20 protein-coding genes are annotated in these 26015 nt (G+C 35.7%); 13 read left to right on the top strand and 7 right to left on the bottom strand.

Going from position 1 to position 26015, the window contains the following annotated elements; translation table 11 throughout:
• Positions 1 to 15: 15 nt before the first annotated feature.
• Positions 16 to 1116: an N-acetylmuramoyl-L-alanine amidase gene (locus KKG99_01195; GenBank protein MBU1011594.1), complete on the bottom strand. Its 1101-nt coding sequence runs from the start codon at positions 1114 to 1116 to the stop codon at positions 16 to 18.
• 110 nt (positions 1117 to 1226) lie between these two features.
• Here KKG99_01195 and KKG99_01190 point away from each other — a divergent pair, with 110 nt between their 5' ends.
• The 4 genes from KKG99_01190 (at position 1227) to KKG99_01175 (ending at position 7454) form a co-directional block, all read left to right on the top strand.
• Positions 1227 to 3884, top strand: coding sequence for a hypothetical protein (locus tag KKG99_01190; protein MBU1011593.1), 2658 nt, complete (start codon positions 1227 to 1229; stop codon positions 3882 to 3884).
• A gap of 248 nt (positions 3885 to 4132) precedes the next feature.
• Positions 4133 to 4510 carry a RidA family protein gene (locus KKG99_01185; protein ID MBU1011592.1) on the top strand — a complete coding sequence of 126 codons (378 nt, stop codon included), beginning with the start codon at positions 4133 to 4135 and terminating at the stop codon, positions 4508 to 4510.
• Positions 4511 to 4556: 46 nt separating this feature from the next.
• Positions 4557 to 6701, top strand: coding sequence for a S46 family peptidase (locus KKG99_01180; GenBank protein ID MBU1011591.1), 2145 nt, complete (start codon positions 4557 to 4559; stop codon positions 6699 to 6701).
• Between the two features lie 189 nt (positions 6702 to 6890).
• Positions 6891 to 7454: a nitroreductase family protein gene (locus tag KKG99_01175; protein ID MBU1011590.1), complete on the top strand. Its 564-nt coding sequence runs from the start codon at positions 6891 to 6893 to the stop codon at positions 7452 to 7454.
• 11 nt (positions 7455 to 7465) lie between these two features.
• Here KKG99_01175 and KKG99_01170 read toward each other — a convergent pair whose 3' ends face one another.
• The 3 genes from KKG99_01170 to KKG99_01160 form a co-directional block, all read right to left on the bottom strand.
• Complete coding sequence (locus KKG99_01170) at positions 7466 to 8515, bottom strand: 6-phosphofructokinase (protein MBU1011589.1); 1050 nt, start codon at positions 8513 to 8515, stop codon at positions 7466 to 7468.
• A gap of 101 nt (positions 8516 to 8616) precedes the next feature.
• Complete coding sequence (locus tag KKG99_01165; GenBank protein MBU1011588.1) at positions 8617 to 9912, bottom strand: dicarboxylate/amino acid:cation symporter; 1296 nt, start codon at positions 9910 to 9912, stop codon at positions 8617 to 8619.
• Between the two features lie 25 nt (positions 9913 to 9937).
• A complete protein-coding gene (locus tag KKG99_01160; GenBank protein ID MBU1011587.1) occupies positions 9938 to 11233 on the bottom strand; it encodes a dicarboxylate/amino acid:cation symporter in 1296 nt (431 codons plus the stop codon).
• Between the two features lie 262 nt (positions 11234 to 11495).
• Here KKG99_01160 and KKG99_01155 point away from each other — a divergent pair, with 262 nt between their 5' ends.
• The 5 genes from KKG99_01155 to KKG99_01135 are packed head-to-tail and all read left to right on the top strand — an operon-like array spanning position 11496 to position 18724.
• On the top strand, positions 11496 to 12119 hold the full coding sequence (locus KKG99_01155; GenBank protein ID MBU1011586.1) for a hypothetical protein: 624 nt from the start codon (positions 11496 to 11498) through the stop codon (positions 12117 to 12119).
• Positions 12120 to 12124: 5 nt separating this feature from the next.
• On the top strand, positions 12125 to 13516 hold the full coding sequence (locus KKG99_01150; GenBank protein ID MBU1011585.1) for a TolC family protein: 1392 nt from the start codon (positions 12125 to 12127) through the stop codon (positions 13514 to 13516).
• Between the two features lie 19 nt (positions 13517 to 13535).
• Positions 13536 to 14156 (top strand): TetR/AcrR family transcriptional regulator, encoded by a 621-nt coding sequence (locus KKG99_01145; protein MBU1011584.1) that lies wholly within the window; start codon positions 13536 to 13538, stop codon positions 14154 to 14156.
• 4 nt (positions 14157 to 14160) lie between these two features.
• Entirely contained in the window at positions 14161 to 15291 is a 1131-nt protein-coding gene (locus KKG99_01140; protein ID MBU1011583.1) for an efflux RND transporter periplasmic adaptor subunit, read from the top strand.
• 31 nt (positions 15292 to 15322) lie between these two features.
• Entirely contained in the window at positions 15323 to 18724 is a 3402-nt protein-coding gene (locus KKG99_01135; GenBank protein ID MBU1011582.1) for an efflux RND transporter permease subunit, read from the top strand.
• Positions 18725 to 18946: 222 nt separating this feature from the next.
• On the opposite strand, the gene KKG99_01130 is transcribed toward KKG99_01135, so the two are convergent.
• Positions 18947 to 19348, bottom strand: a complete 402-nt coding sequence (locus KKG99_01130; protein ID MBU1011581.1) for a hypothetical protein — start codon at positions 19346 to 19348, stop codon at positions 18947 to 18949.
• Between the two features lie 532 nt (positions 19349 to 19880).
• Between KKG99_01130 and KKG99_01125 the strand changes: the two genes are divergently transcribed.
• Entirely contained in the window at positions 19881 to 21392 is a 1512-nt protein-coding gene (locus tag KKG99_01125) for a C69 family dipeptidase (GenBank protein MBU1011580.1), read from the top strand.
• Positions 21393 to 21565: 173 nt separating this feature from the next.
• Here the strand turns inward: KKG99_01125 and rocD are convergent, their stop codons facing one another.
• Positions 21566 to 22786, bottom strand: coding sequence for an ornithine--oxo-acid transaminase (gene rocD, locus KKG99_01120; protein ID MBU1011579.1), 1221 nt, complete (start codon positions 22784 to 22786; stop codon positions 21566 to 21568).
• Positions 22787 to 22924: 138 nt separating this feature from the next.
• On the opposite strand from rocD, the gene KKG99_01115 reads away from it, so the two are divergent.
• Positions 22925 to 23455, top strand: a complete 531-nt coding sequence (locus KKG99_01115; protein ID MBU1011578.1) for a ferredoxin — start codon at positions 22925 to 22927, stop codon at positions 23453 to 23455.
• A 302-nt stretch (positions 23456 to 23757) separates the two neighbouring features.
• On the opposite strand, the gene KKG99_01110 is transcribed toward KKG99_01115, so the two are convergent.
• Positions 23758 to 24834: a phosphatidylserine/phosphatidylglycerophosphate/cardiolipin synthase family protein gene (locus tag KKG99_01110; GenBank protein MBU1011577.1), complete on the bottom strand. Its 1077-nt coding sequence runs from the start codon at positions 24832 to 24834 to the stop codon at positions 23758 to 23760.
• Between the two features lie 148 nt (positions 24835 to 24982).
• Here KKG99_01110 and KKG99_01105 point away from each other — a divergent pair, with 148 nt between their 5' ends.
• Positions 24983 to 25858, top strand: a complete 876-nt coding sequence (locus tag KKG99_01105) for a YicC family protein (GenBank protein MBU1011576.1) — start codon at positions 24983 to 24985, stop codon at positions 25856 to 25858.
• Positions 25859 to 25860: 2 nt separating this feature from the next.
• On the top strand, positions 25861 to 26015 hold a 155-nt coding region (locus KKG99_01100; protein MBU1011575.1), incomplete at its 3' end, for a guanylate kinase.

Raw genomic sequence — 26015 nt, 5'->3', positions numbered from 1 at the left:
TTTATGCAAAGTTAATTATTTTTCGGTAAGCTTTCTTGCTTCACTAACTGAAATTCTGAGTTCGTCCTTAAAAGCTACCACAAAAGCATCCTTAAATCCCTCTTTTTGCATTTCCACTTTTAGCTTATCCATTTTACTAAAACTATTACTTTCCCCAGTGCAATATTTGTACATTCCATTATGCTGATATTCATAAAGGGTTTTAAGATTATTAAAACGTTTTGAATTCAAATTTATTTTGGTACTTGACGTTACAATTTGCACCCTGAATAACACTCCTACTAATGATTGAGTGGTTTCAATCTTCTTTTTACTTGCGTTATCAGTTAATTTTGCCGATTGGATTCCCTGTTCGTTTTTATACTCCTTTAATGCTCTATAAATAGCGGATGCAATAAAATTTTGCCCGTTTTTGGACATTAAATATTTTTCGTCGCTGATATTGCTGATATAACCAGTTTCAACTAAAACCCCAGGCATAGTGGTTCGATACAAGACCAAAAAACCTGCTTGTAAAACGCCCCTATCCCGAACACCAACCAAAGCTTTAAATTGATCCTGAATCTTTGATGCTAAATCAAGGCTATGGTCCAAAGAGGCATTCTGATATAAACTAAAAATGATGTATGCCTCAGCTGAATTTGGATTAAAGCCTTCATAATAGTCAGAATAATTTTCTTCTTTCAAGATTGATGAATTTTCAAGCTTTGCGACCTCCAAATTATCCTGGCTTTTATGTAAGCCCATCACATAAGTTTCGGCCCCATAGATTTTTGATGAAGGATTAGAATTACAATGAATTGAAATAAAAAAATCTGCCTGATTATCATTTGCAATTTTTGAACGCTGATGAAGCGGGATAAAAATATCCGTTTTACGAGTATAGATCACGCGTAATTCCGGAAGATTATTCTCAATAAGTTTCCCAAGTTTAAGGGCGATAGCCAGATTTATATCTTTTTCACGTGAATTTTTTCCAATGGCCCCGGGATCCCGTCCTCCATGTCCTGCATCAATTACTACAGTTCTCAATGCACGGCCCGTTTGAGCCGGTGATACCTTTGTTATAAAAAATACTAAAAAGCTAATAATTAAAATAAAAATGATTCGTTTCATCTATTAGGTTTTATTTTAATAGATTTGATAAGTACATTTGCATAGTTTTTACAATCTTTGCTGCATCATTCAAACAAAAATAACATATAAACATAATTACTATTTATAAATTGTTTGCCAAATTATTAACAGGCTTCTACTGGAAGGCTTTTTTAACTCTGATTTTTGCCTTATTAATGGGTGTTTCATCCTATGCTCAAGATACCATTGTTAAAAAAATTACAAATGGTATGGATAGCACTTTAGTGCAAAAGCTAAGTGATCTTGCCGATACTATTATTTCCAGAACTTCAAACCTTGGTTTGGGTGCAAATGTTGAATACGAATCAAAAGACTCCATCCGTTTTGAGATGAACACTTCCAGGGTTCACATGTATGAAGATGCAAAAATTGTTTACGACAAAATTAAAATTGATGCGGATTATATCCGCATCGAATTTAATTCAAATGAATTGATTGCCGAAGGGGTCAAAGACTCTGCCGGAGTGCTTGTTGGGAATCCGGTTTTCACCGAAGATGAAAAAGCCTATAAATCGAAATTCATGAAGTATAATTATAGAACCAAAAAAGGTTTTATAAAAGATGTTGTTACTGAAGATGGAGAAGGATTTTTACACGGCAATGAAATTATGAAACTGGCTAATAATGAAATAAACGTGAGTCATGGTTCGTTTACTACTTGTTCCAATATTGAGCATCCCCATTTTGAATTTCGTTTCAATAAATCAAAAGTTATTCCCGGAAAGAAGATAGTTACCGGTCCGGCTTATCTTGTAGTAGAAGGCGTTTCTACGCCATTGGCCATACCCTTTGGAATGTTTCCGAACAAAACAGGACAACGATCGGGTATTTTAATGCCAAGATATGGTGAATCAGCCAATCGTGGATTTTTTCTTGAAAATGGAGGATACTATTTTGCCATAAACGATTATCTTGATTTTAAGATTACCGGGGATATTTATTCCAGGGGGAGCTGGGCCATCAAACCTGTTGTGAACTACGTTAAAAAATATAAATACAGAGGTTCTCTTGATCTTGGTTATGCAATCAATATAACAGGCGAAGATAATGAAAATAAAAGTAAAGATTTTTCGATCAAATGGTCACACAGTCAGGATGCCAAAGCACGTCCAAATAGCACATTTTCGGCCAATGTAAATATTGTAAGTAATAAATTCAACTCATATAACCCACAAACAACAGCCGATCGTCTAGCTAATACATTTCAATCAAGTATTTCGTATCAAACTAAAATAGCCGGTAAATACCCGCTTACAATGAGAGCAAGTCATAGCCAAAATACACTGAATAAAATGGTAACTATGACCTTACCCGATATGAGTTTTTCTGTAAATCAATTTTATCCGTTCAGGAAAAAAGGGAAAGCAGGGCAATTTAAATGGTACGATAATATCAGTATGAGCTATAGCATGAATGCAAAAAACGAAGTTTCCATTGCTGATTCCCTATTGTTTAAACCTGAAATGTTTCCTCAAATAAAAAATGGAATAAAACACTCCATTCCCATCAGTAGTAATTTGAAAATTCTAAAAGTTTTTAATTTTAATACAACCGCACAGTTTAACAATAGAAACTATTTTAGCAGGATAGAAAAAAACCGTGTAACTGAAACACTGACCAACGGTCAAGATACAAGCTATTTGAAATCAGATACTGTACCCGGTTTTTACAATGTATTTGATTATAGCGTTTCTGCCAATATTCAAACAACGGTTTACGGACAGGTCGATTTCAAAAAAACCAGTGCCTTGCGTGCCATTCGCCATGTTGTCACACCTTCTATTGGCTTTAGCTATCAGCCTGATTTTAGTAAACCCGGTTATGGTTATTATGATTATTATTATAAAAATAATGACCATACGGACAGCACTCAATACTCTTATTATGAAAGAAATCTTTTTGGTACATCTCCGAGCAGAAAACAGGGAAATATAAATTTTAGCATAGGCAATAACCTTGAAATAAAAGTACGTTCAAAAAAAGACACCATTACCGGTACTAAAAAAATTGTGCTGATAAGGAGTTTTAATATCAGTACATCATATAATATTGTTGCAGATTCCTTGAAATGGGCGCCAATTTCGATGAGCGGAAATACTAAATTGTTTGATAAACTTGATTTAAATTATGCAAGCTCCTGGAACCTTTATGCAGTAGATTCAGCAGGAAGACCAATAAACACATTCGAATGGAAAGCTCATAAAAAACTGTTTCGACCCGAAAATTCATCGTGGCGCTTTGGATTGACCTTAAAATTAAAATCTAAAATGAAAGGATCGGGTGCAGACGGGGCCAAAGAGGGTGAAGGAGAAATTTCTGAAAGGACTTCAAAAACAGCATCTGAAGCTGAGTTAAGAAATATTAACGACCATCCTGAACATTATATTGATTGGACCATTCCCTGGGAATTGAATATCAATTATAATTTTAACTATTCCAATACCAACAAATATCAAAATTTTGAAAAAGACAAGGAGTCAAAAATAGTTCAAACATTGGGTATAAGTGGAAATGTGAGTGTAACTCCTAAATGGAAAGTGGAATACAGGGCCGATTATGATTTTGAAAATAAAAAAATTGCTTATATTGATTTGAGAATACTCCGTGATTTACACTGCTGGAACATGAGTTTTAATTGGATTCCTTTAGGGAACTATAAAAGTTGGAGTTTTTCACTTAATGTTAAAGCTTCTGTATTACAAGATTTAAAACTCGATAAAAAGAAAGACCACCGAGATAATTATTAATATTCATCTTTAAATAGCCGTATTGAATCTTGATTCTCAATGCTAAAAACCTTTTTTATTAAAAATAGCGATTAAAATATTAGAATCATTACCTCGCTCCTATTCTAACTTGGATTAAATATTAAAATATAAACATCATAAAGAATATGCTGTTCATCCAAATTTGATATGCTTACAACGATAAAACTGTTACAGCAACAAGAATTGAAAAGAAAAACCCTAAATTTGTTTATCAAAAAACTTAAAAGGTGAAAAAAATAATAAACGTTTCTAATGCTCCAAAACCTTTAGCTCCTTATAGTCAAGCCACCTTATCGAACGGAACTTTATATGTTTCGGGGCAAATAGGGATCGACCCTGCAAGTGGTAAACTGGTTGAAGGAGGCATTAAGGCCCAAACGCAGCAAATAATGGAAAACATTGGAGTGATTTTGAAAGAGGCAGGACTTGATTACAGCGATGTGGTTAAATGTACCATCTTTATGACCGACATGTTTTTTTATGCCGACATTAACGAGGTTTATGGAACATTTTTTAAAGAGAATCCACCGGCACGCGAAGCAGTAGCAGTAAAAAGTTTGCCGGCAAACGTACAGGTTGAAATTTCTTGTATTGCAACCGAATAATTTCTTAGTCTCAAGATATAAATCTGATTAATTAAAATTTTAACCCATGAAAAAGCTCTTTTTAACCTTATTTATTGCCTTTCTAAGTTTTGCCAGCCTTAATGCTGAAGAAGGTATGTGGATACCTTCCTTATTGCAAAAACTAAATGAACGTGAAATGATAGATCTGGGTATGCGCATAACTGCTAAGGATATCTACGACATCAATCATTCGAGTTTAAAAGATGCCATTGTACATATTGGTGGATGTTCTGCAGAGGTCATATCCGATCAGGGATTGCTTATTACAAACCATCATTGCGGATATTCGAGGATTCAACAACACAGTACCCTCGAACATGATTATTTAACTGATGGTTTCTGGGCCATGAACAAATCTGAAGAGCTGCCAAACCCAGGTATGTTTGCCCGTTTTTTAATCCGCATTGATGAAGTAACTATAGATGTCTTAAAGGGTGTCGAAAAATCAATGACTGAAGATGCCAGGGATTCCATCATCAAAAAAAATATTAAGGATATTACCGCCAAAATGGAAAAGGAAAGCGGATACGAAGTAAGCATTAAGCCTTTTTACTATGGAAACCAATATTTCATGTTTCTTACCGAAACCTATAAAGATGTACGATTGGTTGGTGCCCCTCCTTCAAATATCGGGAAATTTGGGGGAGATACCGACAACTGGATGTGGCCCCGCCATACCGGAGATTTTTCCATTTTCAGGATTTATGCGGGCAAAGACAATAAGCCTGCCGATTATTCAAAAGACAACGTGCCTTACAAACCAAAATACCACATTCCAATTTCATTGAAAGGTGCCGATGTAGGTGATTTTACCTTTGTTTTTGGATATCCCGGCCGTACCGATGAATACATCCCTTCATTTGGGTTGGATTTAACCGCAAACGTGGTTAATCCTGTCATCATTGATGTTCGTACACAACGGTTAAATATATTCAATAAATATGTGGAACAGGATCCATTGGTGCGCATCAAATATGCATCGAAATCGTATGGTGTGTCCAATGCCTGGAAAAAATGGATCGGGGCCAATAAGGGAATCGTGCGCAATGAAGTTGTTGGTAAAAAACAAGCATACGAGCAGGAATTTATAAAATGGGCCAATTCGAGCCCTCAATTAAAGGCCGAATATGGCGATTTGATCCCCCAATTTGAGGGAATTTATGCAAGGCTTAAATCTTATAAAAAAGCCGCCACTTACATCAGTGAAGCGGCTTATGGTGTGGAACTCATTAAGTTTGTATCTGATTTTAAGAGCCTGATCGAAATCGACGAACAATCAAAATTTGACAAAGCCTTGGCGAAAAAACAGGAAGATGTCGTCAAATTTTTTAAAGATTACCATCAACCTATTGACAGGGAGGTTTTTGAAAAAATAATCGGCATGTATCAACAAGGTTGTGATAAAGAGTTTCTGCCTGATTTTTTTAGCACCATTCAGTCGAAGTATAAAGGAAATATCGGGAAATATGCCGACTATATTTTCGCAAAATCAATTTTTGCATCCGAATCCGTGTTGTCTGAGTTTTTAAAAAATGCCGTATTTGGTAAATTAGATAAACTGAAAAACGATCCTGCTTACAAACTTGCTGAAGACTTGGCAAAACTGGATGATGGAAAATTAAAGCCTGAAATTACAAAACTGGAAAATCAGCTGGCCCGATTACAAAGGGTGTATATGCTTGCCCAAATGGAAATGCAGCCAAATAAAAGGTTCTATCCTGATGCAAACTCTACTCTCCGGATCAGCTATGGAAAGGTAAAACCATTTGATCCAATTGACGGTGTGGCATATAAACATTTCACAACCATGGCAGGGATCATGGAAAAAGAAGATCCGAACATCTATGATTACGTGGTTGAAGCTAAATTAAAATCGTTGTATAAGAATAAAGATTACGGCCCTTATGCCGATAAAGACGGTAGTATGCATGTGTGTTTTATTGCTACCAACCATACTTCCGGTGGCAATTCAGGAAGCCCCATTTTAAATGCTGACGGACATTTATTGGGCCTGAATTTCGATAGGGTTTGGGAAGGAACCATGAGCGATTTTTATTATGATCCTGAATTTTGCCGTAACATATCCGTTGATATACGGTATTGCTTATTCATCATCGATAAGTTTGCAGGTGCAGGGCATTTGGTTGAAGAGATGACGATTGTTGAGTGATTATTTTTGAATGAGATTATTTTTCTCTGAATGAAAAAATCGATTAAATAAAATAAATGGTATTAACCCCAGAGCAAGCTCTTTGTCCTTATTCTGGGTTAGCCCAAGAGGATTAAACCACAGCCTTCTCGTCCGCCGAAGCGAACGCAAAGGCGGATTAAATGATCATCATTTTAATCTTTTTACCCAATGTTAAAAGACTTAATCAAAAAAAATCGAAGTTACCGTAGGTTTTATGAAGAAAAATCAATTTCGAAAGAAACCTTGATTTCTTTGGTTGATTTGGCCAGATTATCTCCTTCAGGCAAGAATTTACAGCCACTCAAATATTTCTTGTCAAACGATGAAAACCCCAATGGAATTATCTTTCCAAATGTAGCTTGGGCAGGGTATTTAAAAGATTGGGATGGCCCAATTATGGGTGAAAGACCCTCTGCTTACATTATTCAATTAGTAGATACTACCCTCACGAATAATTTTGGACATGATCCCGGAATTGCATGTCAAAGTATTTTATTGGGTGCTGTAGAATTGGGGCTAGGTGGATGTATTATTGGCTCCATAAAAAAAACAGAGCTCCACACGATGCTAAACCTTCCAGAACATCTGGAAATTGTGTTAATAATTGCCTTAGGATACCCTAAAGAAAAGGTAGTAATTGAGCAAATAAATTCAGATGATATAAAGTACTGGCGAGACAAAAATGGCGTACATCATGTCCCGAAAAGAAGTTTAGGTGATTTGATTATTTAATCAAGCTGACTTTATTTTTGAAGATAAGCATCTCCAAAACAGACACCTAAGCCGCGTGCTTTTTTAATGAGCGGATGATCAAGGGGAACATTTCTCAGCTTTCCCCCTACATCACTTAATGGAATTGATACGATCGTTTCTCCATTTTTACATACCATTTTGCCATAATCTTCATTCGAAATAAGATCGGCAGCATATGCACCAAAACGAGTTGCCAAGATCCGGTCCATGGCACTGGGACTTCCTCCACGTTGCACATATCCAAGGATGGTTTCCCGTGATTCTAATCCGGTATTGTTCCTGATTTTTTGTGAAATATATCGGGCTGCAGATTTATTCTTGGGTTTCTCTATTCCTTCCGCAACTACAACGATCGAGTACGACTTCTTTTGTTCTGCACGGTTCAGTAAATACTTATAGATTGCATCAAGGTCATATTTTATTTCCGGAATTAAAATAATATCACCTCCACCAGCCATGCCTGCATATAATGCCAGCCAACCTGCATGATGACCCATAATCTCGATGACCATTATTCGCTTATGTGAATTTGCAGTGGAATGAAGTCGGTCGATTGCTTCAGTAGCAACTGAAAGTGCCGATTCGAAGCCAAATGTAACATCTGTTCCCCAAACATCATTATCGATCGTTTTTGGGATTCCGATCACATTCATTCCTGCTTCAGCAAGCTTAGCCGCATTTTTTTGTGTCCCATTTCCACCTATACAAACCAAACAATCGAGAGCCAATTCATCATAAGTTTTTTTGATGAGCTTTGGTTTATTTTCAAAGTTTAGATCCTTGGCTGTTTTTTTGAATGGTTTCTCACGGGACGTTCCAAGAATAGTACCACCTAGAGTCAGAATTCCTGACAACTGACTTTCGCTTAAAGTCACATAATCTTTATGGATCAATCCCGAAAAGCCGGATGAAAATCCTATGACTTCCATTCCGTGTTTGATGATTGCTGTTTTTCCAACCCCTCTGATTGCTGCATTTAAACCAGGACAATCTCCACCGGCTGTGAGTATTCCTATGCGCTTAGTTTTCTTTTCTTCCACTTTATTATCTATGAATGATTGTGAACCTAAGTTACAACTAATTCAGAAAGAAAAACAAAAAGCTTCTGCCAAAATAGAAAAGTATTATTGAGCCAGTAAGACTAGGATTCTGAGATCTTGGTTTTATCCACGGGGTAATTTAATTCACCTTCTGATTGAGAGATAATTAAATTGATGGTAGAATCGCCTGTAACATTAATTACCGTTCTTAACATATCCAATGGACGATCAACCCCTAAAACCAAGGCAATACCTTCCACAGGCAATCCAACACTTCCCATAACAATCAGGATCATTACAATACTGCCACCCGGAACTGCAGGTGTTCCGATCGAGGATAATGTTGCGGTTAGAACAATAATTATTTGTTGTCCGATACTTAGTTCAATTCCATAGACCTGTGCAATAAACAATGCAGCCACAGCCTGATAAAAGGCTGTAGCATCCATATTGATAGTTACACCTACAGGCAGAACAAAATTGGATACCTTTTCGGAAGCTCCCAATTCTTCAACATTCTGCTTCATTGTTACAGGAAGTGTTGCCGCACTGGAGCTTGTTGAAAAGGCAACCAATTGAGCCGGTAACATTGCCTTATAAAAATCCTTAAGTTTAACTCTGGTAAATAATTTAATATATGCTGAGTAGAAAATAAAAATGATTGATAGCAAACCGATTACAACGGTAAAGAAATATCTTCCGAGTGCAATGAAAATATCTGCATCACCCGAAAAATCAACAATAACCCCTGCCAAAAGTGCAAATACCCCAATTGGGGCATACTTCATAATAATGTCAATGATTTTAAGGACAATGAAATTTAACGATCCTATAAAATCGCTCACATAAACACTTTTTTGGCCCAACATCACCATTGCAACCGCGAACAAAATGGCGAAGAAAATAATCTGCAACATTTTTGTATTATCCGAAGCTGCCAGAAAAAAATTGTCCGGAACCATATCTTCAACAAAACTTAAAGGATATGATTTTGATTCGTCTGCCAATTGCTGTTTATCGTTTAGTGTTTTCTCCCACTTTTGTTGATATATTGCTTTCTTTTCAGGAGGGAAGGTGTTTCCGGGCTGTGCTATATGCCCAACTAAAATTCCGAAGGATGTGGCAATTAAAGTTGTGACAATATAATAAATCATAGTTTTCATGCCAATCCTGGAAAGTTTTGACATATCCGTTAGGCTTGAAATCCCCTTTACCAGTGATACAAAAATCAAGGGTACCGCGATCATTTTTAAAAGCTTTAAGAATATTGTCCCAAAAGGCTTGATCCAATCAAGGGTAAACTTTTCGCCCCCAATCTTTGTAGCAATTAAACCCCAAATTAAACCAAGAACCATCCCGATAATGATCTTTCCCCAAATAGGTAGTTTTTTCCACATAATAATCCGGTTTTATTATTTTATTTTAAGAAGAGAAATTTTTTTGTACGGAATAATCAAGTTCATTTTCACTGTGTGCTACAATGGCCGATACTGCTGCATCACCTGTTACATTAACAGCTGTACGTATCATATCCAACGGGCGGTCAATTCCTAAGATTAATGCTAAACCTTCAGCCGGTATACCAGAGGCACTCAAAACGATCACCATCATGATGATACCTCCCCCGGGAACCCCCGGTGTTCCAATAGAAGCAAGGGTTGCAGTAAGGACGATCGTTAATTGTTGCATAAGTGTTAAATCCAGACCAAAAACCTGAGCTATAAAAATTGCGGATATACATTGATAAAAAGAAGTTCCGTTCATGTTGATGGTCACACCAACCGGTAAAACAAAATTCGCCACCCCTTCTGATACCCCTAATTCTTTTGTACATTGACGCAGAGTTACTGGTAAGGTTGCAGCACTTGAACTGGTTGAAAATGCCACCATTTGAACAGGAAACAGTGCTTTAAAAAAGGTTTTAAGTTTAATCTTAGTAAATAATAATATAAATGGAGGATACAAGAATACAATTAATCCAACAAGACCCAGACAAACAAGTAGTGCATATTTACCTAATGCAAGAAATAAATCTGCATCACCCGAAAAATCTGTAACCAAAGAGGCTAACAATGCAAATACGCCAATCGGTGCAAATTTCATAATAATGTCCACAATTTTCAAAACAATGTCGTTTAAGCTGTCAAACAAATTTTTAACTGCTAAAACTTTTGAGCTTTCCAAAAGGATCATGGAGAAGGCAAATAATATTGAGAAAAATATTACCTGCAACATCTTGGTATTATCACTCATTGCCAGAAAAATATTATCCGGGACCATTTCCTCGATAATATAAAGTGGGGAACGATCTTTAACTTCGGCAGCTTGAATTTCTTTTTCTTTTACGGTTTGTTCATATTGTGCCTGGAATTCCTTTCGCTTCTGCTCAGGGAAAGTAGCACCCGGTGTGAGCACATTTACCAGTACCAAACCAATTATTATTGAAATAACAGTTGAGGCCAGATAAAGAGAAATTGTTTTAATCCCAATACGCGAAAGTTTTGAAATATCAGTTATACTGGTTACCCCTTTAACCAGTGAAATAAAAATTAAAGGCACTGCTATTAATTTTAATAATTTGATAAAAATAGTACCCCAAGGTTTAATCCAATCGGCAGTAAACTTCTCAAATCCAATATTAACAGCAATAAGACCCCAAACAACTCCGAGGATCATGCCAATGATAATTTTTAACCAAAGAGGGATTTTCTTTTTCATAAGAAGATAATATTAATAACAGCCATTTTTGTGAGTGATGCAAATATATTATTTTTTTGGTATAAAAATCAGCCCTCATAATAACATATCGATAACCATTAAACTTTAATCTATGAATATATTTTTGCATCCTACCCATCACTATTAATGAGAATTTATATTTCATGTAAGACAAATATGGAAACTATGGAAACTTTTAACTATTATTTTGTTTCCCATATAATATTTTTTTTATATTTGCCGAAAATTTAATCCTAAAAAAATGGATCAACGCTTACAAGAAATGATGGAAAAGGCCCGAAATCTTTCTTTTACTTATGGCATTCGTAGCATGTCACTTAATGAAATAAGAACTAAGCTAGCTGTTTCAAAAACTGATTTTAATAGCCATATTAAGACCAAGAATGATTTTGTCATTAAACTGTTAGAATTTGAAAGAGAGCGATTCAAATCAATTTTTGATGAATATAATTTTGAAGGAGTTAACGCAATTGATATCTTGTTAACTGTTGGTAAAGAGGTGGCTTTGCGTTTTAAAGATGTTTATCCTTCATTAACTTATGATTTGAATAAATATTACCCTGAGCTTTATCAACAGCATTTTGAAATCAGGCAGAATTTTGTGTTTGAAAAGATTAAAATAAATTTAACCAAAGGTATTGACCAAGGCTTTTACCGTAAGGACCTAAGCATTGAGTTGGTTGCCCGATTGTTCATAAGCCGATTGATTGATCTGCACAATCCTGAATTTTTCCCTCCCGAAAAATTTTCATACGACACGTTATTCAATTTCATGTTTGATCACCTCATTAGGGGAATAGCCAATAGTAAAGGTCTTCAATATTACGAAGAGAAAATAAAATCACTCAACACACCTTCAATTTAAAACAAATGAGAAATATTAGCTTAACAGTACTTATCCTTGCTTTAATTTCATTTTGGAATATAGCTTACACACAAAATAAGTCCTCCTTTTCACTCGATGAAGCCATTGAATTTGCATTAATGAATAACCATAATGTAAAAAATGCCCAAACCGATGTTGAATTAGCACGTCAAAAAGTTAGAGAAACCACAGCCATTGGGCTGCCACAAGTAAATGGGAAAATAACCAATACAAATTATATTAATATTCCTACTACCCTTATGCCGGATTTTCTTTCCCCAATCATACATAAAGTTAATGAAGATGATTTTGGATTGACTCCGATAAATCCCTTAGGAGATGCCACGTTTTTTCCAGCTCAATTTGGTACTAAATATAATGCAACTGCCGAATTATCTGTAGCCCAACTCATTTTTAATGGTTCATATCTTGTGGGCTTGCAAGCGGCAAGAGCCTATTTGGATCAATCAAAGGTTCAACTTGTAAAGAGTAACATTGACACAAAAGAGCAAATTTCGAAAGCTTATTTTCTTGTACTGACTACAGAACAAAATAAGATTGTATTGGACAGTACATTAAAAAGCTTAATAAATATGGCCTCAGAAACTGCCGAAATTTACAAACAAGGTTTTATTGAAGAGCTGAATGTGGATCAGATTAATTTGATGGTTAAAGATCTAGAAGCTACCCTTGTCTATGTAAACAATCAAATTGTGCTTGCTCGTTATTACCTCAAACTATTGATGGGCTTCGATATAAATGAACCCATTTATTTAAGTGATCAGATAGAAAGTCTTTTATCACAATACTCTGAAACCTCATTATTGATCGCGCCTTTCGATTTTAATCATCATATTGATTATAAAATATTAGAGAACCAGAAAGACTTGTCTCGATTATCCCTTAAAAACGAACAATCGACTTATTTACCTTCAATTTCAGGTTTTTTCACTGCCCAAACCAACGCAATGCGTGATAAATATAACTTCTTGTCTGGCGGTGAGCGCTGGTATCCAACAACGGTATGGGGCTTGCAAATGGATATCCCAATTTTTAGCAGCGGCTCAAGAGGTTCCAAGGTTCAGCAAGCAAAACTAAATCTTCAGAAAGTTAAAGAAATGGGGATGCAATTACAGGAAAGTCTTACTATTGAAGAAAAGAATACAAAAACCAATTTTAAAAATGCTTTACTCATTCTCGACAATAAACATACAAGTTTGAAATTGGCTAAAAAAATATATCAAAATACAAGTTTGAAATTCTCGGAAGGTATTTCGTCAAACATGGATTTATTGCAGGCCTATAATCAGTATTTAGCAGCGGAATCAGAACATAATAATGCAATCCTGGAATTGGTTAATGCCAAGATAGCTTTGGAGAAATTATTTACTGAATAAATTTTAAAGCAGATTAGGTATGTGTTGTAGTGAAAAAGAAGAAAGTATTTTAAAAAAGTCCTTAGAGCTTTTTAGTACTTATGGGATCAGGAGTGTTTCAATGGATGATATTTCAACCAACCAAGGGATTTCAAAAAAGACACTATACCGTTTTGTGAAAGATAAGGAAGAACTGATCAGCAAGGTTGTTGCAGCAACTTTTAAAGAAAATTCAAAAAGAATTGAAAGTTTGCTGGATCCTTCCTTTAATGCCATCGAAGAAGTTTTAGCAGTGGTTCGTTTTTTTACCGAAATGCACCAGTCTCATTCAGCCAATATGATATTTGATCTTCAAAAATTTTATCCGGAAATATATAGTGTTTTTCGTAAAAACAGAAACGAAAAACTCTCTTCTTTTTTTGAAACAAATTTAAAAAAAGGGATGATTGAGGGTCTATATCGAGAAAACCTGGATGTGAATGTAGTTAAACGGATTATTATTCATCTATCTGAAAGTATTATCGAAAGTGACAATTTTACTTTTGAGGAAATCACATCTCCTCATTTTATCAAAGAAATGTATTCATATCATCTTCATGGAATCGTTAGCGAAAAAGGACATGAATTTTTAAATCAGGAACTAAAAAAAATAAACAAATAAACAGATGAAAAAATTAATTATTGCAGTATTGATGTTGAGTTTGGCCAGTTGTGGCTCTAAATCGGATAATGAGGCTAAAAAGGCTGAACTTACTAATTTAAAAACAGAATTAAATACAATTCAAAATAGAATTGCAACTTTGGAAAAGGAGCTAGAAAATTCTCAGGATGCCACAACCATTCAATCTTATAAAAGTTTGGTTGCCGTTAAAGAGCTTAAGCCGGAATCTTTTAGTCACTTTATTGAAATTAGCGGTAATATTGAGGCTGTAAATGCTGCATTTATCAGTCCTGAAATGTCCGGACAAATTAAGAATATCTACGTGAAAGAAGGTGAGCATGTCAGCGAGGGGAAATTACTTGCCAAATTAAATACCTCCATGATTGAAAAAAGTATGGATGAAATTAGCACAGGTTTAAGATTAGCTACCACTATTTTCGCTAAGCAAAAGAATTTGTGGGATCAAAATATTGGATCCGAAATCGACTATCTGACCGCTAAAAATACCAAGGAAGCTCTGGAGGATAAGTTAGAAACCATTAAGGCACAATTAGAATTAGCATTTATCAAAGCTCCTTTTGATGGAATTATTGATAATGTTATTCAAAAAGAAGGAGAATTGGCCACACCCGGGATGCAAATGATGGAACTGGTTAGTCTTACCAAACTAAATATCAATGCTGATATTTCAGAATCTTACTTGCCTTCTGTTCACAAAGGGGATAAAGTTGAATTGAGCTTCCCGAGCTTTCCCGAGCTCGATATGGTCGTTCCGATCCATCGTGTCGGAAACATTATTAACCCCAATAACCGAACGGTAAACATTCAACTACAAATCAATAATAAAAATGAAATGCTAAAACCTAACGGATTGGCCGTTATCAGGATTAATGATTTTTCATCCGACGCAACTTTGGTCGTTCCATCCATCATTATAAAGCAGGATATAAAAGGTTCTTTCTTATATGTTGCCGAGCAGGCCAACTCTCAGTTGGTTTCCAAAAAAAGATATGTAAAAACAGGGGTTTCTTTTAAGGATCAAACCATGATTGTTGAAGGATTATCAGTGGGCGAAAAAGTAATCATCGAAGGATATAATCTAATATCCGATGGATCTGAAATTAAAATAAATTAAGTTTTATCTGAATAATGTTTATTAGATAAGTATGAAAGAAAATGTTGAAAAAGTAATCAGAGAGTTTAAGCTAACCACTCTGGCTATTAAAAATAAAAATACGGTATTTCTCCTAACGATTGCATTAGCTGCCTTTGGGTTATTTTCATATGTTCAGCTTCCAAAAGAATTACAACCTGATATTTCAGTACCATGGATATTAGTTACAACAGTTTATCCGGGCAACGCACCCGTTGATATTGAAAACCTCATCAGTCGACCATTGGAGAGAGAAATTGAGACCATTAAAGGCATTAAAAAAATGACCTCAACTTCTGCGCAGGATTATTCATTGGTTTTTATAGAGTTTAATACAAATATTGAAATTTCGAAAGCATTAACTGATGTTAAAGACGCTGTTGATAAAGCAAAAAGTAAATTACCCAATGATTTGGATAGCGACCCGGTAGTTGATGATATTGAAATGTCAGAATTTCCGATCATCAATATCAATTTATCAGGTGATTATAGTTTGATCGAACTCAAAAAATATGCTGAATTTCTTGAAGAGGAGATTGAAACCATAAATGAAGTTGCCCGGGTTGATATTACCGGGATAAATGAGCGCGAAATCAAGATCAACGTTGACATGCATAAACTGGCATCCAATCAACTTAATTTCGATGATATAGAAAATGCGATCGCTGCTGAGAATCTTTCAATTTCAGGAGGAGAAATTAAATTGGGAGGAACTCGCAGATCTATCAGAACGATGGGAGAGTTCACCAGCATGAAGGAAATTGAAAACATCATCATCAAAAACGAAGATCAAAATATTGTTTACCTAAAGGATATTGCCGAAGTTATTGATGGGTTTGCAGAGCCCAATAGTTTTGCACGCTTGAATAAACAACCGGTGGTATCGCTTCAGATAGTTAAAAAAAGTGGTGAAAACATTCTGGCTACAACAGATCAGGTGTTTGAAATTCTGGATAAAGCTAAAAATGAACACTCTTTACCTGCAAACCTGAACATTTCGATCACGAACGATACCTCCGCGATGGTTCGGATGCAACTAAGCAACCTAGAGAACAGTATTATCCTGGGGATGTTATTTGTGATCATTGTTTTATTTTTCTTTTTAGGGACCCGTAATGCGCTTTTTGTAGGTTTTGCAATACCAATGTCGATGTTCCTCTCTTTTGTTATCTTATCGCTAATGGGCTATCGTATTAATATGATGGTTCTATTCGCTTTAATCCTTGCATTGGGAATGCTTGTTGACAATGCTATTGTTGTTGTCGAAAATATTGTTCGCTTTAACAATAAAGGATATGGTATGTTCAGATCAGCCAAAGATGCTGTTGGAGAGATTGCCATGCCAATTATTTCATCGACATTGACTACGTTGGCCGCTTTTTTCCCTTTAATTTTTTGGGACTCGATCATTGGTGAATTCATGAAATACCTACCCATAACTTTAGTTGTAGTACTAACTTCGTCTTTATTCGTAGCGTTGGTTATTATCCCTGTTTTTGCTGCTACATTCAATCCTATTCAACAATTAAAACCAAGCAATAAAAGAAAAGTCAATATTCGTGTTTTGATACTTATGGCAATAGCTGCCATCTTTTATGCAATGGGGAGTTATGTAATCGCAAATTTAATTGTGATTGTCTCTTTGGTTACCTTGTTCAATGTTTACTATTTTAAATCAAAAGGACAATGGTTTCAAGATGTTGGCTTACCTCGACTTGAAAACTTTTATTTAAAAGTCTTGCAATTCGCGTTGAGAAAAAGAAATCCATACTATTCTATTGTAGGGACTTTTGTTCTTTTATTTGTGACATTAATCCTTCTTGGCCTCAGACAACCCAAAATATTGTTCTTCCCCGATGGTGAGCCTAAATACATTAATGTATTGGCCGAGTTGCCTATTGGTACAGACATCACTGTTTCAAACGAGTTTATGTCGACTCTCGAAGATAAAGTGATTGAGGTTTTAAAACCTTACAGTAAAGTAGTTGAATCGGTGCTTACAAATGTTGGTTCCGGCTCAAATAGCGAGAATGATTTCTTGGCAGTAGGGGAAACCCCCCATAAGGGCCGCATAACTGTTACGTTTGTGGATTATGAATACCGCGATGGACTTAATACTTCCGAATTAATGAAAGAGGTTAGTGATGCAATTATTGGAAAGTACCCTGGCGTTTTAGTATCTGTTGAGAAAAACAGCATGGGGCCACCAACCGGAAGGCCAATTAATATCGAGATCAGTGGCAAAGAATTTTCTAAAATACTTGCATTAACTGATACGCTTGAAACCTTTATTGAGGAAGCAAAGATTGATGGCATCGAGGGTTTTAAAATTGATTTGGATATTGGAAAGCCGGAGATGATTGTTCATATCGATCGCGATAAAGCCAGACGTTTTGAATTGTCAACTGCCCAAATAGCGATGACGATAAGGACTGCATTATTCGGGAAAGAAATTTCAGACTATAAAGTTGGTGAAGATGAATATCCCATCCAATTAAGATTGATGGATAAATATCGTTATAATGTGCCTGACTTACTAAACCAAAAAATGACTTTCAGGAACAATAGTGGTAAAATAATTCAAATTCCAATTTCAGCTTTGGTTTCCGTGGATTACAGTACAACCTATGGTGCTGTAAAACGCAAAAATACCGACAGGGTTGTTACACTTTACTCTAACGTAATCGAAGGATATAATGCCAACGAAATCAATACCCAAATTAAAGAACGGCTTAAAAGCATTGAATTACCTGTTGGATACCAATACTCATTTACCGGCGAGCAGGAAGATCAGCAGGAATCAACCAGCTTTTTAGCTCGTGCCTTGCTTATTGCTATATCTTTAATTCTGATCATTTTGGTGACACAATTTAATTCAGTAGCAAAACCATTGATCATTTTAACAAGCGTTTTATTTAGTACGATTGGGGTATTTGGAGGGATTGCAACCTTTAATATGGACATTGTAATTATTATGACTGGTATCGGTATTGTTTCTCTTGCAGGAGTTGTTGTAAACAATGCTATTGTTTTGGTAGATTACATTGATTTACTTAAACGTAGAAAACGCGAGGAACTTGGAATGGAAGAAGATGCTATGTTGAATCCCGAACAATCAATTGATTGCGTTGTAGAAGGTGGGAAGACCAGATTACGACCTGTTTTGTTAACCGCTATTACAACAATTTTAGGACTGATCCCAATGGCTATTGGAATGAACATTAATTTTAATACACTTTTAACGAATTTCGACCCACAGTTTTCAATTGGTGGTGATATGGTCACTTTTTGGGGCCCGCTTTCATGGACAGTAATATTTGGCTTAACCTTTTCCACATTCTTGACCCTGATAATAGTTCCGACTATGTATCACACTGCCTATATGGTCAAAGCTAAAATAAAAGGTATCATTTAAAACAAAAAAAGGGGGCTTTCGCCCTTGTCATGGTCGGAAGAAATTCCGACCTTTTTTTTCCTGCCTTCGACAGTGGGTCACCCAAAAACGAACAAATCAAAACATTTAATAAACTACATATCTGATGATTAAAAGTTTAAAAGGATGTTTGTGTCGAATTCGGGAAAGGATATCCCAAATAGAATGGGATTAAAAAAACCGCCTCAAAATTTAATGTCGAGATTACTTCTTCTTTTTATATCTTATAATCTCAAACGAACGTGCCTGATCAGGTGCATTCTTTTGCCATACAATATCACCATTATACCAAACTTTAGTGCAAGTAATTGAACCGGGATTTCTCTCATAACCGCAGCGAACGGTGTCAGTAATAGTTTTGTTAAGTTTTATTAGGGTAACCGGAAATTCTATTGAATCATCATGATTTGGGAATAATTGCAATCGGTATCTTCCGTTTGCATAATTAACATAAAAGTTACGAGGGGGAGTCAAAAGCGGGTTGTTCATTTCAACCTCCAAATCGTTGATAATATAAAATATTTTGATACTGTCTGGATAATAATAAGTGTATGATTCAGGATCAAACAAATCAAATCCTTCGTCATCAGATAATAAAATCTCCATTTTGATATCCTTAAAATAAGAGAATTCGCTCGTTTTTTTGCAGGATGTAATAATGCATAATCCCAATATACCCAATATCCAAATCTTTTTTAATCTATTCTGGAGTTTCATAGCAATATTTGACAATACTGAGTGTAATTCTTTTTGATTCAAAGATATAATTTAATAGTAAATTTTAAATTTCTTTTTCTCCTCATCTAATTTGAATTTTAAAGTATTTTAATGAGTTTCCAAAAGGGATGTCTTTTATTACAGTTCAAACTCCAAAAAAACGTTGAGAGCGAAGATTATAGTGTTGCGATAAAAAGCTTGAGTGTTTGTAGATAAATCTATCTTAATGACGACAAGTAGTTTTTATCATTTAGCTATTCTTTTTATCTTTAGCACTTATTTTAAAATAAATCAAACTAACATGAAAGCTAATTTCCTTCTTAAAACGGCCATGATACTATTCTTGGCCCATTTCAGTTTTGTTCAAACAACTAAGGCTCAAGATGATGATCCGGCTTACAAAGAAAGCTGCACCAGTATTATGGTTGGCAAACATGCCAGCACTGATGGTTCAGTAATGACTGCTCATACTTGTGATGCATATTACCGAACATGGGTTAACATTGTTCCTGCTATGAAATTTGAAAGAGATACCACTCATAATGTATTTTGGGGGACAATGCATACTTCTACGGCATGGAGCAATGAAAAACTTGTTCTAAAAGGAACTGTTCCTGAAGCTAAATCAACCTTTGCATATTTAAACACAGCCTATCCAAGTCTTAATGAAAAACAATTAGCCATTGGCGAAACAACCTTTGGTGGCAAACGTGAATTACAAAACACAAACGGTTTATTTTTGATCGAAGAATTGGAACGCATTGCCTTGCAAAGATGCTCTACAGCCAGACAGGCCATAAAATTAATCGGTGACCTTATTAAAGAATATGGTTATGGTGATGGCGGCGAATGTATAACCATTGCCGATAAAAAGGAAGTCTGGCAAATGGAGATCATGGGCGAAGGCCCTGACAAGATTGGTGGGGTATGGGCTGCACAAAGGATTCCTGATGATCACATTGGAATTTCTGCCAATATTTGCCGAATTGGAGAAATCGACCTAAAAAACAAAGATTTTTACATGGCTTCAGAGAATGTTTATGAAGTTGCCAAAAAAATGAAATTCTGGGATGGTAAAGAAACGTTCAAATTTTGGAAAGCATATACCGGAAGAAAACCATTTGGAATTCGCGATTTTTATGTATTCAATAAAGTTGCGCCATCATTAAAATTGGATTTAAACTCAGATGAATTACCATTCTCTGTTAAACCTGAGGAAAAATTAAGTGTGCGTGATGTATTGGCTTTGTATCGTGAGTCTTATGACGGAACTGAATGGAGCCCCATTAAAGATTTGAAGGTAGCAATAACCCTTAAAGACAAAGACGGAAAAGAATATACCGACTCAATCATCAGCCCATCTGCACATCCATGGATGAACCGTGATATGAAAAATTTAATAAATACCCTAAAACCCAATTCATATGGAGGGAATCGTCCGATTGCCGTTCAATATTGTGCTTATTCATTTGTAGTTCAATTGCGCGATTGGTTACCTGATGAAATTGGTGGACGATTATTGTTCGGATTTGACTTACCTCGTACAACTCCCAGAATCCCAATTTATGCAGGCAATTTACATTTGCCAAATAGTTTCAGCATCGATAATCAAGATCATTTCAATCGTGATGCAGCAGGTTGGTCCTTCCGACGTGCTAGCCGCCTGGCCTTAGTAAAATGGGCTGATGGACAAAAGGTAATTGATCCGGTTGTTGCCGAATACGAAAATAAATTATTCGATGAAAGTGAATTCGTCGAAACCAGAGCAAAAGAATTATATGCAAAAGATCAGGAAAATGCCAAAAAGGGCAACCCAACCCAATTGTGTAGAGAATATTTAACTCAATACACCAATGCATTTGCCGGTGCAGCCATTAATAGATGGTGGGAATTAGGTGACGAACTATGGGTTAAAATGCGTTGGAATTTCTAAATGAAACACCCATTCATAAAAAAGCCCACGAATTAGTTCGCGGGCTTTTTTTGTGTCATATCGAGCAGTTGTGCTGAGCTCGAAGCATGTCGAGATGTGACTTCAGTTCACGACATTTATCCGCCTAAGGCGGAAGATAGAACTGACGGAGCTATTAACTCCTCAAATAATTTTTATTCAAACGAAAGTATTGATTCTCTGATAATTTCAACCGCGTTCAGAATTTGGGCTTCAGTTATAATTAAAGGAGGCGCAAATCGAATGATATGACCGTGGGTCGGCTTTGCTAAAAGACCATTTTCAGCCATTTTTAAACAAACATCCCACGCTTCTTTACCATTCTTTGGTTTGATAATGATTGCATTTAATAAACCTTTTCCACGAACCAATTCAATCATGTCTGATTTTATTTTTCTTAATTCTTCACGGAAAAGTTTGCCTAAACGCTCAGCATTTTCTGCCAATTTTTCTTCTTTAACAACGGTTAATGCAGCAACAGCTACCCTACCGGCAATTGGGTTTCCTCCAAAAGTAGAACCATGTTCGCCCGGTTTAATGCAAAGCATAATTTCATCGTTGCACAAAACGGCGGAAACAGGGAAAACCCCACCTGAAAGCGCTTTTCCTAAAATTAAAATATCAGGATGAACATTTTCATGGTCGCAAGCCAATAATTTACCTGTACGTGCAATTCCGGTTTGTACCTCATCGGCGATGTAAAGTACATTCTTTGCTTTACACATGTCATAAGATTTTTTCAAATATCCTTCATCCGGAACATAAACACCTGCTTCGCCCTGAATAGGTTCAACCAGAAAGGCTGCAACATTAGGATCTTCGAGTTCTTTTGCAAGGGCATCCAAATTATTATAAGGAATAGTCGCAAACCCGGGTGTGAATGGCCCGAAATCCTTTCTTGCATCAGGATCAGTCGACATGGAAACAATCGTTATGGTTCGTCCGTGGAAATTGTTTTCGCAAACAATAATTTTTGCCTGATTAGCTGGAATACCTTTTTTTAAATAAGCCCATTTGCGCGCTAATTTTAAAGCAGTTTCATCTGCTTCTGCACCCGTATTCATGGGTAATACTTTATCGTAACCAAAATATTCGGTCACAAATTTTTCATAAGGACCAAGTTGGTCGTTATAGAATGCACGGGACGTCAACGTAAGAGTACGAGCCTGGTCAACCATGGCATCAACAATTTTAGGATGGCAGTGGCCTTGATTCACAGCTGAATAAGCTGATAAAAAATCAAAGTATTTCTTACCTTCTACATCCCAAACAAAGGCGCCTTTGCCCTTTGCTAAAACAACAGGTAATGGATGATAATTATGTGCTCCATACTTATTTTCCAATTCCATTGCCAATTTTGAAGTCATTTCCGTCATCAGTAGAAAATTTAAATTTTTAAATATTTAATATATTTTGCAAAGGTATATATTTTAACAAGAATAGATTGGATGAAACAATTGATTTTACTTAAATTTATCTCCGATTTTAACCTTGATTAATTTAATAAGATTCTGATGATACGCGAACAAGAACTAAACAACGCAACGCTAAAAGAAGTTGCTAAGAAAATGATGCTTGCTGCAAGAACGGCACCCAAAGGAAAAGGAACCGATAACATGGTAATTAGTTTGGTTGAAGGGGATGAAATTAAAGCCATTTCTGATCGCATGATCGAAATTGGAAACGAATCAGGAGCTCAGGCCTTTATTCGTGATGCCGCAAATATTTTGAATTCTCCTGTTATGGTTTTACTCGGCACTGAGATTAAATCATTGGGATTGATTAAATGTGGAATGTGCGGGTTTAAAAATTGTACCGAAAAAAATAAACATCCAAACATACCATGTGTTTTTAATACCGGAGATTTAGGGATTGCCATTGGATCGGCAGCCAGTATTGCAATGGATAACCGTGCGGATAATCGCATCATGTATACGGTTGGACAAGCTGTTTTGGATATGAATTTATTGGGGGATAAAGTTAAGATTGCTTATGGTATTCCGCTGACATCAACTTCTAAAAATCCGTTTTTTGATAGAGGGTAAATTTGATTTGAAAATTTGATGATTTGAAAATGTGCTGATTTCGACATAATTAATTATGTATTTAATTTTATTCTGTTCATTTGTATCAAGATAATAGAACCAAAAAATCAAAAAAATCCGAATCAAACCTTCGCACAAGCCACTCCCTGACATCGTGGATTTTTGGATCTGCACTATTAAGAAAGCAACCATTTTTTACAAAGAGTAAATTTAATTTGAAATTTTGATAATATGGCTATTGGGAAGTAAGTACTATAAAACACATGATCATTTTCAAATCTTCAAATCATCATATTTTCAAATTAAAGCAGATGCCTGAAAGGCAAGAGTATCCACTCAAAAAACTTATTTATCACAGGGCGATCTAACCAACGTTCGTAATCAAAAGCATGGGTGTTTTTAATGGTTTCGCTAAAATGGGTTTCCAATTGATCTATAATTTGAGGGTCTTTTCCCAATAAAACAATTTCGTACATATATCTGAAACTGCGGTAATCGAAATTGGAAGAGCCAATGGAATATCTATTATCATCAATCAGCATTACTTTTGCGTGAAGGTTGTGCGGAATGTAAAACAAAAAATTGATGCCGCTTTTATAAAGATGCCCGAGGTATTTATTCCTTAAAATATCAACTAAACCAACATCCGAATGTTTCGGAAGGATAATGGTGACTTGAACGCCACGTTTGGCAGCATCCATCAATGCTTTTCGAAGTAAGTAGCCCGGGAGAAAATACGGGGTTTCAACAAGTACCTGATCTTCCGCTTTTTGAATCAACTGGACATATCGCTTATTTATACGTTGGATGGCAATGGATGGTACGTCCCTTAAAATCTCGCATGTTTCGTGACGAACCATGCGGGAATTAACTTTTTTGTCAATGATGTTTTTATTGTAATTCTCCCAATCTTCATCAAATAGCATTATAAATTTGAGTGCAATATCAGAAGTGAGGCGAAGTACCGATTCCCGCCAGTTTAAATTATATTCCGTGATATTTGTCGATCCTATATAAGTGATCTGATTGTCGATGATCAGCAATTTACGGTGATTTCGGCGATGGCCTTTGGTGAAAAAATCGAAATTGAACTTTAATTTTTCAAAATAGCGCACCTCACCTTTATGTGCTATAAGTTCTTTGAAAAAATAGTCCGGAATGGCATTTCCCCCCCACGAATCAATTAAAATTTTAACTTTTATACCTTGACTTGCTTTTTTAGTTAGCGCATCCCTGAATTTTATTCCAATTGAATCGTTTCCAACACGATATGTTTGTAAATAAATTGTATACCTGGCACTTTCAATGTCTTCTAACATCGAAGAATAATACCTCATCGGATCGTCAAAAATATGGTAAGGTTCGGTAATTTTTTTCATTCGTAAAAAAAGAAATCTGTTAAAATAATTCCATTTCAGATTTGTTAACAAGATACAAAATTTTGATACCTGCAATAAATCTAATCGAAATTTATATTGTTTGATATAAGGCCTATCATTCTTATCTTTGCTTTAAAAACAAGTATTTATGATCAAATCAATGACCGGTTACGGTAAAGCTGAATCTGAACTTAATCATAAAAAAGTAACGGTTGAGATCAAGACCCTTAATAGTAAACAACTGGATTTAAACACACGAATGCCTTCTGTTTACAGAGCAAAAGAGCTTGAAATCAGAAATCTGCTCAGTCAGGAATTAGAACGTGGTAAAATAGAGTTGAACATACAGTTGGAACAAACTGGTCAAGATTCAAATTTCTCAATTAATAAGACCTTGGCCCGCAAATATTACGATCAGTTAAAAGGCCTGGCCGATGATCTTGACCAGTCTGATTTTACAAATTTCCTGCCAATCATTCTTAAGATGCCGGATGTACTAAAAGCCGACAAGGAAGATTTGGATGAGAGTGAGTGGAACGAATTGGAAAAAATTATCAAAGATGCCATCGTTCAGGTTGATGAATTTCGTTTGCAGGAAGGTACACATTTACAAAAGGAAATTACAGACAGAATTCACACAGTTGTAAATTTGTTAGCGGAAGTTGAGCCTTTTGAAACTGCGCGCATTGATCAAATTAAGGCACGTATTCAAAAAAATCTGGACAACTTACAAACTGAGTTGAATATTGACCAGAATCGTTTCGAACAGGAGTTGATTTATTATATTGAAAAAATTGACATTACTGAAGAAAAAGTAAGGTTAAAACAGCATTGCGATTATTTTTTAGAAACCATCGTTGGCGATGGAAGTTTAGGTAAAAAATTGGGTTTTATATCTCAGGAAATCGGACGAGAAATCAATACCTTAGGTTCAAAGGCCAATGAAGTGAACATGCAAAAGATCGTCATTCAAATGAAGGATGAACTGGAGAAAATCAAAGAGCAATTATTTAATATTTTGTAAGCATGGATGGTAAAGTTGTCATATTTTCGGCACCATCTGGTGCAGGTAAAACTACCATCGTTAAAGAAATGCTGAATCAGGAATTCGGACTTGAGTTCTCAATTTCTGCATGTAGCCGTCCAAAACGAGAGACTGAAATAAATGGGCAGGATTACTA

It is taken from the genome of Bacteroidota bacterium (assembly GCA_018816945.1).
In the GTDB taxonomy this organism is placed as follows: Bacteria; Bacteroidota; Bacteroidia; order Bacteroidales.
This window is presented reverse-complemented; position numbering and strand designations above follow the sequence as displayed.

Excerpts from the sequence above, each read along its gene's own strand:
- KKG99_01140 (MBU1011583.1), top strand. The coding sequence starts at position 14,161 with ATGAAAAAATTAATTATTGCAGTATTGATGTTGAGTTTGGCCAGTTGT.
- KKG99_01180 (MBU1011591.1), top strand. The coding sequence starts at position 4,557 with ATGAAAAAGCTCTTTTTAACCTTATTTATTGCCTTTCTAAGTTTTGCC.
- KKG99_01150 (MBU1011585.1), top strand. The coding sequence starts at position 12,125 with ATGAGAAATATTAGCTTAACAGTACTTATCCTTGCTTTAATTTCATTT.
- KKG99_01105 (MBU1011576.1), top strand. The coding sequence starts at position 24,983 with ATGATCAAATCAATGACCGGTTACGGTAAAGCTGAATCTGAACTTAAT.
- KKG99_01110 (MBU1011577.1), bottom strand. The coding sequence starts at position 24,834 with ATGAAAAAAATTACCGAACCTTACCATATTTTTGACGATCCGATGAGG.
- KKG99_01115 (MBU1011578.1), top strand. The coding sequence starts at position 22,925 with ATGATACGCGAACAAGAACTAAACAACGCAACGCTAAAAGAAGTTGCT.
- KKG99_01145 (MBU1011584.1), top strand. The coding sequence starts at position 13,536 with ATGTGTTGTAGTGAAAAAGAAGAAAGTATTTTAAAAAAGTCCTTAGAG.
- KKG99_01125 (MBU1011580.1), top strand. The coding sequence starts at position 19,881 with ATGGTTGGCAAACATGCCAGCACTGATGGTTCAGTAATGACTGCTCAT.
- KKG99_01130 (MBU1011581.1), bottom strand. The coding sequence starts at position 19,348 with ATGGAGATTTTATTATCTGATGACGAAGGATTTGATTTGTTTGATCCT.
- KKG99_01155 (MBU1011586.1), top strand. The coding sequence starts at position 11,496 with ATGGATCAACGCTTACAAGAAATGATGGAAAAGGCCCGAAATCTTTCT.
- KKG99_01165 (MBU1011588.1), bottom strand. The coding sequence starts at position 9,912 with ATGTGGAAAAAACTACCTATTTGGGGAAAGATCATTATCGGGATGGTT.
- KKG99_01175 (MBU1011590.1), top strand. The coding sequence starts at position 6,891 with ATGTTAAAAGACTTAATCAAAAAAAATCGAAGTTACCGTAGGTTTTAT.
- KKG99_01195 (MBU1011594.1), bottom strand. The coding sequence starts at position 1,116 with ATGAAACGAATCATTTTTATTTTAATTATTAGCTTTTTAGTATTTTTT.
- KKG99_01135 (MBU1011582.1), top strand. The coding sequence starts at position 15,323 with ATGAAAGAAAATGTTGAAAAAGTAATCAGAGAGTTTAAGCTAACCACT.
- KKG99_01160 (MBU1011587.1), bottom strand. The coding sequence starts at position 11,233 with ATGAAAAAGAAAATCCCTCTTTGGTTAAAAATTATCATTGGCATGATC.
- rocD (MBU1011579.1), bottom strand. The coding sequence starts at position 22,786 with ATGACGGAAATGACTTCAAAATTGGCAATGGAATTGGAAAATAAGTAT.